12 protein-coding genes and 1 pseudogene are annotated in these 10,567 nt (G+C 39.8%); 10 read left to right on the top strand and 3 right to left on the bottom strand.

Features of this window, described 5'->3' with window-relative positions; translation table 11 throughout:
• The coding region (locus HYI04_RS16255) for a transposase (protein WP_171456616.1) at positions 1 to 306 on the bottom strand (306 nt) is incomplete at its 3' end.
• A gap of 161 nt (positions 307 to 467) precedes the next feature.
• Between HYI04_RS16255 and HYI04_RS16250 the strand changes: the two genes are divergently transcribed.
• Genes HYI04_RS16250 through HYI04_RS16235 form a run of 4 tightly spaced genes read left to right on the top strand, consistent with a single transcriptional unit; the run spans position 468 to position 3,524 of the window.
• Positions 468 to 917 (top strand): Tfp pilus assembly protein FimT/FimU, encoded by a 450-nt coding sequence (locus HYI04_RS16250; protein WP_178896394.1) that lies wholly within the window; start codon positions 468 to 470, stop codon positions 915 to 917.
• Positions 898 to 1,311, top strand: a complete 414-nt coding sequence (locus HYI04_RS16245; RefSeq protein WP_178896393.1) for a prepilin-type N-terminal cleavage/methylation domain-containing protein — start codon at positions 898 to 900, stop codon at positions 1,309 to 1,311. The genes HYI04_RS16250 and HYI04_RS16245 overlap by 20 nt, the downstream gene beginning before the upstream one ends.
• Before the next feature lie 15 nt (positions 1,312 to 1,326).
• Positions 1,327 to 1,989, top strand: coding sequence for a PilW family protein (locus HYI04_RS16240; protein ID WP_178896392.1), 663 nt, complete (start codon positions 1,327 to 1,329; stop codon positions 1,987 to 1,989).
• A gap of 17 nt (positions 1,990 to 2,006) precedes the next feature.
• Positions 2,007 to 3,524: a hypothetical protein gene (locus tag HYI04_RS16235; RefSeq protein WP_178896391.1), complete on the top strand. Its 1,518-nt coding sequence runs from the start codon at positions 2,007 to 2,009 to the stop codon at positions 3,522 to 3,524.
• Positions 3,525 to 3,612: 88 nt separating this feature from the next.
• On the opposite strand, the gene ispH is transcribed toward HYI04_RS16235, so the two are convergent.
• Positions 3,613 to 4,563, bottom strand: coding sequence for a 4-hydroxy-3-methylbut-2-enyl diphosphate reductase (gene ispH / locus HYI04_RS16230; RefSeq protein WP_178896390.1), 951 nt, complete (start codon positions 4,561 to 4,563; stop codon positions 3,613 to 3,615).
• 134 nt (positions 4,564 to 4,697) lie between these two features.
• Here ispH and gmk point away from each other — a divergent pair, with 134 nt between their 5' ends.
• From gmk to bfr, 6 genes are all read left to right on the top strand, one after another.
• Positions 4,698 to 5,321 (top strand): guanylate kinase, encoded by a 624-nt coding sequence (gene gmk, locus HYI04_RS16225; protein WP_178896389.1) that lies wholly within the window; start codon positions 4,698 to 4,700, stop codon positions 5,319 to 5,321.
• Positions 5,322 to 5,398: 77 nt separating this feature from the next.
• Positions 5,399 to 5,680: a DNA-directed RNA polymerase subunit omega gene (gene rpoZ / locus HYI04_RS16220; protein WP_004978050.1), complete on the top strand. Its 282-nt coding sequence runs from the start codon at positions 5,399 to 5,401 to the stop codon at positions 5,678 to 5,680.
• A 223-nt stretch (positions 5,681 to 5,903) separates the two neighbouring features.
• Entirely contained in the window at positions 5,904 to 8,003 is a 2,100-nt protein-coding gene (locus tag HYI04_RS16215) for a bifunctional (p)ppGpp synthetase/guanosine-3',5'-bis(diphosphate) 3'-pyrophosphohydrolase (protein ID WP_178896388.1), read from the top strand.
• 69 nt (positions 8,004 to 8,072) lie between these two features.
• Positions 8,073 to 8,456 (top strand): RidA family protein, encoded by a 384-nt coding sequence (locus HYI04_RS16210; protein WP_004691470.1) that lies wholly within the window; start codon positions 8,073 to 8,075, stop codon positions 8,454 to 8,456.
• A 154-nt stretch (positions 8,457 to 8,610) separates the two neighbouring features.
• The gene (locus HYI04_RS16205; protein WP_010327639.1) at positions 8,611 to 8,805 is read left to right on the top strand and encodes a bacterioferritin-associated ferredoxin; all 195 of its coding nucleotides are present in this window, start codon (positions 8,611 to 8,613) and stop codon (positions 8,803 to 8,805) included.
• Between the two features lie 255 nt (positions 8,806 to 9,060).
• Positions 9,061 to 9,525 (top strand): bacterioferritin, encoded by a 465-nt coding sequence (gene bfr / locus HYI04_RS16200; protein WP_004691472.1) that lies wholly within the window; start codon positions 9,061 to 9,063, stop codon positions 9,523 to 9,525.
• 542 nt (positions 9,526 to 10,067) lie between these two features.
• On the opposite strand, the pseudogene HYI04_RS16195 reads toward bfr, so the two are convergent.
• Positions 10,068 to 10,567, bottom strand: a pseudogene (locus tag HYI04_RS16195) (IS5-like element ISAha1 family transposase); the annotation flags it as partial.

Below are 10,567 nucleotides of genomic sequence, written 5' to 3'. Positions count from 1 at the left end.
ATGTTTTTGTCTTCGACAAAGCGTACTGTAATCTGGTGCGGTCCAATTTAATCCACAAAGTTTAATCAGACTTTGAACAAAACCTGTGACCATGCGTAAAGAGAGTCTAAATAAAGATTTGATCATTAAACAGCATTGAATAGCCGTATCGGAGTAAGTTTGATTTCGACCTTGCTTGTTTTGTGGTTGTGCATACCACTGAGTGTTTGGATCAAACCAAATGGAAATGTTGCCCCGATTAATGAGAGCGCGATTATAGGAAGACCAGTTGGTTGTACGATAAGTTTTAGGAGTAGGTTTATTCATTTTGAAATTATAGGACTGAATAAACCTTATAGGCTAGGTTTGTGCAACAAAGCCACAGCAACAGGAAAAACAGGCACTAGAAATACAGGCTGTACATTAACACTCAATCAAGCAAACACACGTACCATTAACGGTGGTACAACATGTGGCGGAATATCGTCATGGTAAAACAACAAAATGGTGTAACACTGATAGAGTTACTCATTACAATTACATTATTGGGTATATTGGCCGCCAAAGTTATGCCTTTAGGACGGGCATGGATAGCCAATACCCAAATCAGCAACGCAGAAAAATCTTTAGTTGAAGCTTTAGGCAAAGCACGCAATGAAGCTTTACAAAATCCAGAAGGTATTATTGGTGCGACTACACTTGCATCAGCAATTGAAGTCAACAACACATATAAAGAAATTATTGTTAAAAATGGAAAAACTCCTCCTGAAACTATTTGGAAAACTAAAATACCAGCAACTGTAAATATTAGTTTAAGTCCGATGGGTTGTACCACCAATAACACTATAAATTTCAACAATAACAGCCAAAATCTCTCCTCGTGCACAACCTATACCATTACAGCGAATGGAGGCACAAATGCAGAAGCTAAATTATAAGCATCCGTTTTCAAAGCAACGTGGTGTAACAATGATTGAAGTCCTTATTTCTATTCTTTTAATGACAATTATTGGATTAGGTAGTGCGTTTATTGCTGGTCGTACAGCTGTACTTCATCGCGATCAAAATGTGCATTTACACACAATTAACCAAATGCGTAATAAACTTGAGTCATCCCAATGTCTCACTGTTAGCACAAAAACGATTGCTGTGGCAGAACAAAATGTCAATTTGGATTGTACCTACACAGAAGGTTCTTATACTGTCGCAGCATTTAACAGTACTGGTGGTGTAGCGTCATCAAACACTGGAGCAATAAAAGTTAAATTCCCAGCTTTAAAAATTCAAGACAGCGACACTTTTGTTCCTATAAAAGTAGAAATTAAACCTTAAGAAAGGGAGAAAAACATGAACAAATTAAACCTCTCCCAAAAAGGCGTAACGCTCATTGAGCTGCTTATCGCTATGACACTAGCGATCATTATTATCTTAGCCATGTCACGTGTATTCATCACAATAGGGAAAATGACAGCAGAATCAAGCTTAGGCGCAGGTACAGACAGCTCGCTGATGTTAGGACTGATTTCCATTGACAAAATAATGCAAAGCATCGGTTACGACGCCGCTACCCCTTTAGTCTATGGTACCAATTTTGCTGTTCGAGCTGCAAATGGAACGCTCATTACAAAAGGCACTGCTGGCCCTATATTTGTTTGGAAATCAGGTGCGATTTGCCAAGCCCTTGCCAATGAAACTGATGGTTTAAATCTATATTCGAGTTATAGCTGTTCAGAGGCAATAGTCCCAAGCACAGGGGCAACCAAAACTTTATTGATGCCGATTAAAAGCGCAAACACCACAATTAAAAATAGCAACAACCGTATAGGTGAGTTCGAGTTTAAAGTCAGTGATGCAACGAATTGCACACCATTCGGCATTATCAACTCAAACCCAGCCGTCAGCGGTCTTGTGGGTAAATTTACCATTGAAGTGACTGCATATAGTTATGCGGCAAGTAGTGATAGTGTCGCTAGACAAATTCGCAACACCACCTGTCTACTGAACCCATAACAGCAAGGAGAACTAAAATGAAAACTAAGAGTATTCATAAAAAAATCAATATGAAACGACGACAGTCTGGCATCACATCTTTGCTATTTATTTTGCTAGTGGGAATGACTCTAACCGTTGCAACGATTGGCTACGTGGCTTCCGTAAAGACCATGCAATCGAGTGCGGTAACCACGCATGCACAAACTCAAGCTCAAATGCAGACTATGGTCGGTTATCAAGCCTTATCTGAGTTTTTAAAAAGTTCAAATATGGATATGGCGAAAATAGCCGCAACCACCACAGGCACGGTTACGTCTACGACAGGTACAGTCATTAACTACAACAAATCCCCAAGCTGCCCCTCTGGAACGGGGAATTATTGCTTTGATATTATAGGCGAAAGTGGCGGTGCCAAAGCCATTTTACGCGCCTTGTTTAAAGTCACCGATACAGTAACAACGAGCACTGCAACAGGGTCGATCTTTGCGAGTGGATTAAAGGTTTTCGGAAGTGCAGAATTTAGTGGAATAGTAGGAGACAATGTATCAATTGCCGTTGGTGGTGCTAATGCTGGTACAATTACAGGAGGTGGAACTGTCAGAAATATTACGGTTACTACATATTCAGGCGGAATAAATGTTCCTGATGCAATGAGTTTGAAATCAGATGCCAATTATATTTTTGAAAAAAATCCGGCTGGAGCTGCTATCTGCTCTAAAAATAACTTATCAGGTACAAGCAATATTACAACAAAAACATCAATCACATGCCCAAGCGGTGTGTCATTGAGCGGCGGTGTGTGGACGTTTGATAGTTCAGCTGCACAACTAGCGGGGATTACTTGGTTTGATGGCGATGTCAACTTAACGATGAAAAAAAAGAATGATCAAATAGTGAGCAATGCATACACTCGGAATGATGATATAATTAATACTATTATTGCAACAGGAACAATTAAATCTGTCCAGCCTAACGGTAATCAGCACGGTGCAGAATTCCATGCATATGCTCCATATCACTATCTGTTAGAAGCGAATGATGCAAATATTCTAGCTCGTTTAAATAAAGTCTGCCCAGCAAACAATTATCCAACACAATACTGCAAACTGTATGATGCAATTCTGCGCGATAACCTTAATACTGCTGGCAAGCCCGTGGGCTATAGCACAATGGCCTATTTTAACGCCAATAAAAGTCAATTTATTAAAGGCATGGATACATATCCTGCCAACTTAGCAAATATACTCTTATTAACCGATACAGGATTCGAATTTAACTCATCTCCAGGGGCACCAATGTTCCTATATGGTAATATGATAGGGTCTAGAGGTGCTGGAGGTACAGGGTCAGCATCAGGAAAATTCGTCGGTAATGCCAATATTAATGTTTTTGGTAATATTCTAGTAACTGGCGACCAAACAACCGATATGACTCAAGACCCCACCCAAATGGGAGGGAATGTGAATGTGACGTTAGGAAAAGCCAAAGGTGGAGGCAATACAATTCCAACCTCTGTCAAATCAGTCACACCAGCCTCTATCAGTTATCCATAACAACATAAAAAACGCCCCTGTTTTTAGAAACATGGGGAATTTTTTATTCGACTAATTTTGTTTATTTCCAGACAAATCTATTCATGCCTTAAGCCTGAGTCACAGGAATACGCAGCTCTTTCGGCAAACTAAAGGTAATATTTTCTTCCGTTCCGGCAAGTTCTTGTGGTGGTGTTGCACCCCAGTCTTGTAATCGTTGAATCACTTGCTTAATTAAAATTTCAGGTGCAGATGCACCCGCTGTGACACCAACCTTGGCGATATTTTCAAACCATGCTTGTTGAAGTTCATCTGCATTATCGACCAAATATGCGGCTTTGCCCATTCGCTCAGCCAATTCTCGCAAGCGATTTGAATTCGATGAATTTGGCGAGCCGACTACCAAGACCACATCACATTGTGTTGCTAAATCACGAACCGCATCTTGACGATTTTGAGTCGCATAACAAATGTCATCTTTACGCGGCCCTTGAATCTCAGGAAATTTCGCCCGTAACGCATCAATCACTTTTGCAGTATCGTCGATCGATAAAGTTGTTTGAGTAACAAAAGCCACGCGCTCAGGATGATGCACCTCAAGCTCTGCCACGTCTTGTTCATCTTCAACCAAATAAATCGCACCACCATTTTTCAGGTCATATTGCCCCATGGTACCTTCAACTTCTGGGTGGCCTTCATGACCAATTAAGATCGCCTCAACCCCCTCACGGGCATATTTAGTAACTTCAATATGAACCTTGGTCACCAATGGACAGGTTGCATCAAAAACCTTTAAACCACGACGTTCAGCTTCGATTTGTACCGCTTTAGAGACCCCATGCGCACTAAAAATTACAATATTGTCATCGGGTACTTCATCCAATTCATCGACAAAAATTGCACCTCGTTGACGTAAATCGTCCACGACAAATTTATTGTGCACCACTTCATGTCGTACATAAATGGGTGGATTAAAGCACTCAAGCGCACGATTTACGATGGCGATCGCACGGTCAACACCTGCACAAAAACCACGTGGATTGGCCAATACAATTTCCATATGTTCCTCGATACCACTTTTCAATCAGCGGAAACTAATAAAATAAATGCAAACAAAGTGACGCCTTGCTATTTCGTTTAAACCTTGTCTGCTCTAAAATAGAGAAGATATTTTATCATATCAGGAAAAATATCATGTCGGGTCTCTTGTTTGTCGTTTCTGCAGCTTCAGGAACAGGCAAAACATCCCTCGTAAAAGCCCTCCTTGACCGTGTAACGAATCTTCACGTTTCTGTTTCTCATACTACACGTGGGCAACGTCCCGGCGAACTTGATGGTGTACATTACCATTTTACCGAAAAAGACTCATTTTTAGCCTTGGTTGAACAAGGTGGTTTTATTGAATACGCCGAAGTCTTTGGTAATTACTACGGTACAGCTCAAACTACAGTAAAAGAACAACTGGCGAAAGGTCATGATGTCCTACTAGAAATTGACTGGCAAGGCGCACAACAAGTTCGTAAGCTTTTTCCTGACTCTAAACAAATTTTCATTTTACCACCAAGCCAGTTTGATCTGCGTCAACGTCTGTCTAACCGTGGCACAGACTCGGTTGAAGTGATTGAGCGTCGTTTAGGCTGTGCGGTCGAAGACATGCAACAATATGTCAACTTCGACTATGTCATTATTAATGATGACTTTAATAAGGCATTGCACGATCTTGAGTCTGTAATTATTGCCAATCGTTTAGTCATTACACAGCAAGCGAGTCGTCATCAGAAAATGATTTCTGAGCTGATCACCCCTGTTGAAAAGTGATTAAAACTTGAGTCTACAGACAAAGCACCTTATACTGCACAGTCTGTTTAATTTTAGCCTTTGTAACGAGAACTCTTATGGCACGCGTAACCGTTGAAGATTGTTTAGACCATGTAGACAACCGCTTTGAGCTTGTACTAGTGGCAAGCAAACGCGCGCGTCAATTGGCACGTCAAGGCATTGAACCTACTGTTGAGTGGGACAATGACAAACCGACTGTTGTTGCATTACGTGAAATCGCAATCGGTCATGTTTCTAAAGATATTTTGAAACAACGTGAGCAAGACTACCAAACTTCGAGTCTTGATCTTGCACTTTCTGCAAACAATTTGAATTTAGATGGTTTTTCTTTCCAATAAGAAAAATTTATCGATTAAAAGCCTAGTTTTTAACTAGGCTTTTTTATTGGATAACTTTTATATTTGTGCAATACACGTTATAACTAGAAGATAGGATTCATCGTGGTTTAGGTGTATCTTTTTTGCTTTTCTCTCAATGAATAAATTGACAACTCATGCAATATGTTTTTCATTAGAGGGTCAGTAAAATTTTCTTGTAATTGCTACGTCTTAAAGGTGTTTTATGCCAGGCCCAATGGTCAGCCAAGCTAAACAACAGCTCAAAACTATTATCGATGCTTACTTAACTGAAAGCGACGTCGAGCGAGTGCTTGCGGCCTGTGATTATGCAAATATTGCCCATGATGGTATTACCCGTAAAAGTGGCGAACCCTATATTTTGCACCCGATTGCGGTCAGTTGTATTTTAGCGCATATGCGTCTAGATGCCGAAACCCTGATGGCGGCACTTTTACATGATGTGATTGAAGATACAGACTTTAGCAAAGAAGATATTGCAGAAAAATTTGGAAAAACCGTCTCCGAACTGGTCGATGGCGTCACCAAACTCAGCCAATCCAGTGATAAAGAATATAATAAAGCCGCTTCTTTCCGAAAAATTCTGCAAGCCACACTACAAGACCCACGTGTCATTATTATTAAACTGGCTGACCGCTATCACAACATGACCACCTTGGATGCACTACGCCCCGATAAGCGTGCGCGTATTGCCCAAGAAACCTTTGATATTTTTGTCCCAATGGCACGTATTGTTGGCATGAATGAGATGGGCGATAACCTCGAACATCTGTGTTATCAAAACCTTGATCTCGACATGTATAACAATGTCCAAGAAGCCCTCCTGCAAACCAAACCCAAACGCTGTGAATATCAAAGCAAATGGGAAAATAATCTTACTGAGCTATTAAAAACCCATCAAATATCGGGGCGAATTAAAAAGAAAAATAATAATATCGAACTGTTACGTCACTTTGTAAAAAATGACATTGATCTACATGAACTCACGCATAGTCACGCCTTTGAAATTATTTTAAATAGCATTGCTGACTGTGACCGCTTAGCCGACGTGTTGCGAGAGAGTTTTCAAGTTCTGCATTTTGCAGACCATATCCGTAAACCCCTCCCAGGTGGTAACCAATCACTGCTACTGCGCTTAAAAGGTGAAAACACAACCTTATCAGTGACCATTCAAACCGAACTGATGCGTAAAGCTGCACGTTTTGGTGTGGTCCTAGGAGACAGTGCTCCACAAGCTTGCCGCTCTGCAATTCAAGCCTCGATGCAGAACTTGAATGTCTTGATCGATGGAGCCTGTGCTAAAACCACTTTTAGCGAACTGCTCGATTATTTACACCAAGAGAAAATTTGGGTGTATACCCCACAAGGTCATCTACACGAGTTACCACAAGGTGCAACGGTAGTCGATTTTGCCTACTCTGCTAGCTTATTTTTAGGTAACCATGCGGTAGGTGCGAAAATCAATGGGGAAACTAAACCACTTTCTACGCCATTGCACAGTGGTCAGGTGATTGAAATTATTACTGATGTCTTGGCCACCCCAAACCCAGATTGGCTCAGCTTTGTCAACACGCAAAAAGCCCGTCGTGCCTTACAAAATATACTGCGTGAGCAAGACATCGAAGAACAACGCCTTGTTGGACAACAAGCTTTAAATCGCGCTTTAAAGCTATTCAATGTATCCATTAAAGATTTAACCGAATCAGATTGGTTAGAACTTTTACAATGGCGACATATTGAAAGTAAAGACCAACTGTTTGAACAAATTGCCGTGGGCGATTTACTGCCGCAATTGGTTGCGAATCATTTGTTTGCGCATGACCAAAGTGCACAGGAATCTGACCGACTCATTCAAGGTACTGAAGGTGTCGATGTCAAATACGCACATTGCTGTAACCCTGTGTTGGGTGATCCAATTCAAGGACATTTATCACGCCGCGGTCTTATTGTGCATCGTGCGCGTTGTCATAATCTCCTGCATGAACAACATCTACACCCTGAAAACATCATGCCGTTGCAATGGACTAATGAGAATGAAGAAGAAATTAGTTTCACTGCATATTTATTGATTAATATGGCCATGGATGACGAACAAATTTCCGACCTAATTTATCAATGCCGTAAAGAAAAAATTGGGGTCGAAATGGTACGTAATCAAGATGACAAGACTTATGTCAATGTTGTGGTACACAACCGTAAGCAAATTGCAAAAATCATTCGTGATCTACGTATGCATTTTGGCTTCCCGCGTATCAGTCGACTGGCTCAACCAGTGAGTATTGCGGAAACATCGATTGCGAGTTAATTGTTTAAATCCGCACATTTTAATGCCAATCTAGGCTATGATTGGTGGTGAATATAATAGGAGAACACGATGTCCCGCCAAGTAATTCATACTGAAAATGCCCCTGCTGCGATCGGCACTTATTCGCAAGCAATCTTAGTTGGCAATACACTTTACCTTTCTGGTCAGATCGGTTTAGACCCATACAGTATGGAATTGGTTGAAGGCATTGAAGCACAAATTCGCCGTGTATTTGATAATTTAAAAGCTGTCTGCGAAGCTGCTGGTGGAACGCTGGCAGATATCGCGAAGTTGAATATTTTCTTAACCGATCTTTCAAACTTCCAGTTGGTCAACCAAATTATGGGCGAATATTTTGCACAACCTTATCCTGCACGCGCTGCGCTCGGTGTGGCTAGTCTACCCAAAAATGCATTGGTTGAGATGGATGGTATTGTGATTATTAATCAATGAGTTATATTTTTTAAAAAAAAGCCACCGATTGAGTGGCTTTTTTTCATCCAAAATCCCAATAAATAGAAATTAGATTTCAAATGATTTTTATTGACAAACGATAACAATTATCAATAATATCACTTATCTTATTTCTTCTATGTGGCTTGCTGAAATGTACGTGTGCTTATGCCGTGGTATTACAGATCAAGATATTAAAGACGCTGTTGAAAATGGTGCGGGCAGTTATCGCGAAGTTCGAGAGATGCTGGATCTCGGGACATGCTGTGGTCGCTGTGCCCCTGAAGCACGCTCAATCATCAGCGCAGAAGTCTCTGCGATTGCGTCACGCTTAGCCATTGCTGCCTAGGTATTTGATTCGTTTTTTAGAATAACCATAATTATAAATTTACTCTTTATGAGTAGCTCCTCCCCCGCTTATGACTCTAAGCGGGTTTTCTTTTCTTAAATGTCTAAAAATCTAATTTTCACCTCGTATGCTTTTGATTGCGATTTTCATTTGCTGTTCTATAAATTACTCGCCAAAATCCACTTTGTTGTTTAAGATATTTCTCATAAGTTATTGATATTATTTTTTAAGCCGCAGTTTGAATGGAGCTTTCACATGAAAGGCAATCGTGATGTAATTAATCAGTTAAATCAGGTGCTTTATCATCATTTAACTGCCATTAACCAAAATTTCCTCCACTCTCGTATGTTTAATGACTGGGGGATTGAGCAACTCGGTTCTGCCGAATATAAAGAATCGATTCGCCAAATGAAGCATGCTGACAAAATCATTGAACGTATTCTTTTTTTAGAAGGTCTACCAAACTTACAACACTTAGGTAAACTCTACATCGGTCAACATACTGTTGAAGTTCTAAACTGTGATGTCCGTAAAGTTAAAGAGAACATTGAATCCATTCAAGCTGCTGTCAAGCTTGCCGAAGAGCAACTGGACTACGTCACTCGAGATCTTGTTCAAGAGATTTTAGAAAAAGAAGAAGAGTGGTTAGATTGGACAACTACACAGCTCGATTTGGTTGAGACTGTAGGTGTAGAAAATTATATTCAGAGTCAAATTTAAGACTTTTCTATCATTTAAAAAACCTGCATATGCAGGTTTTTTAAGCTAGATGTCACACCAATAAAAGCGAGATTGTATTGTCAGGCTAGATAACATACCTTAGAATTCCTGCATTTTAGATATTTAGCATATTAGGAAGATAAACAACAGCACCAACCATAAGGATACCAATAACTTTGGTTTTTTGTACCAATTATTGGTACACATAGTTTGAATTAGTATAATCAATCCCTCGATATTTTTTTACTTGATAGATTTTAAATAAGCACTATACTTAATCAAAATATATAAACAAAGAGAAAACCTTCAAGCATCTTATCTTATTAAAAAAATAGTTGATCATTCTAATATTTAATCCTCGAGATAATAGCAACAAAGGAAAATTAATTAACAACAATTTAATTTTATCTTTTAAATAAAAAACCACACCAACCAACAACTATAAAATAAATAAATAACATAAAAAATTTAAAGCTTAATATCTTCAGACGGCTTTGTTGCACAAACATTCAAAAGTTAAACTTCTTCCAAGTTATCTAAATTTAAGTGGCAACTTGGGTGTGAGGTCGGCCTAAATCTGTAAATTTATTTAATACGGCCACACGTGCATGAATCTCATTGACTTGGCTTTGAAAGTTTCTCGCACGGAGTTTATCGCCTAATAACTTGATGCAATGCATCTTAGTTTCAACCAAACTTCGCCGATGATAGCCTGACCAATTTTTCCATATTGTTCTTCCTAAACGTTTAACTGTTCGAAGTAATTCATTTCGCTCTAGCGAGCTGGTCTTTGTATCTTTCCAAGGTTTCGCATTTTTTCTTGGCGGAATCACCGCATGTGCTTGTCGGTCTGCAATTACTTGACGGCATTGCTTGGTGTCATAAGCCCCATCAGTATAGACAGAGTCAATCTGCTCATCTTGTGGAATCTGATTGAGTAAATCACCAAGCACTTGTGAATCACTCACATTATTTGTAGTGAGTTGAATAGCGCGTATTTGAAGGGTTTCAGCATCTATACCAATATGAAGTTTACGCCATT

Source organism: Acinetobacter sp. SwsAc2 (assembly GCF_013391465.1).
GTDB lineage: Bacteria > Pseudomonadota > Gammaproteobacteria > Pseudomonadales > Moraxellaceae > Acinetobacter > Acinetobacter johnsonii.
Note: the sequence above shows the minus strand (reverse complement) of the source record. Positions and strands in the feature narration are given on the sequence as shown.

Excerpts from the sequence above, each read along its gene's own strand:
- gmk (WP_178896389.1), top strand. The coding sequence starts at position 4,698 with ATGTCGGGTCTCTTGTTTGTCGTTTCTGCAGCTTCAGGAACAGGCAAA.
- rpoZ (WP_004978050.1), top strand. The coding sequence starts at position 5,399 with ATGGCACGCGTAACCGTTGAAGATTGTTTAGACCATGTAGACAACCGC.
- HYI04_RS16250 (WP_178896394.1), top strand. The coding sequence starts at position 468 with ATGGTAAAACAACAAAATGGTGTAACACTGATAGAGTTACTCATTACA.
- HYI04_RS16210 (WP_004691470.1), top strand. The coding sequence starts at position 8,073 with ATGTCCCGCCAAGTAATTCATACTGAAAATGCCCCTGCTGCGATCGGC.
- HYI04_RS16215 (WP_178896388.1), top strand. The coding sequence starts at position 5,904 with ATGCCAGGCCCAATGGTCAGCCAAGCTAAACAACAGCTCAAAACTATT.
- ispH (WP_178896390.1), bottom strand. The coding sequence starts at position 4,563 with ATGGAAATTGTATTGGCCAATCCACGTGGTTTTTGTGCAGGTGTTGAC.
- bfr (WP_004691472.1), top strand. The coding sequence starts at position 9,061 with ATGAAAGGCAATCGTGATGTAATTAATCAGTTAAATCAGGTGCTTTAT.
- HYI04_RS16245 (WP_178896393.1), top strand. The coding sequence starts at position 898 with ATGCAGAAGCTAAATTATAAGCATCCGTTTTCAAAGCAACGTGGTGTA.
- HYI04_RS16205 (WP_010327639.1), top strand. The coding sequence starts at position 8,611 with ATGTACGTGTGCTTATGCCGTGGTATTACAGATCAAGATATTAAAGAC.
- HYI04_RS16235 (WP_178896391.1), top strand. The coding sequence starts at position 2,007 with ATGAAAACTAAGAGTATTCATAAAAAAATCAATATGAAACGACGACAG.
- HYI04_RS16240 (WP_178896392.1), top strand. The coding sequence starts at position 1,327 with ATGAACAAATTAAACCTCTCCCAAAAAGGCGTAACGCTCATTGAGCTG.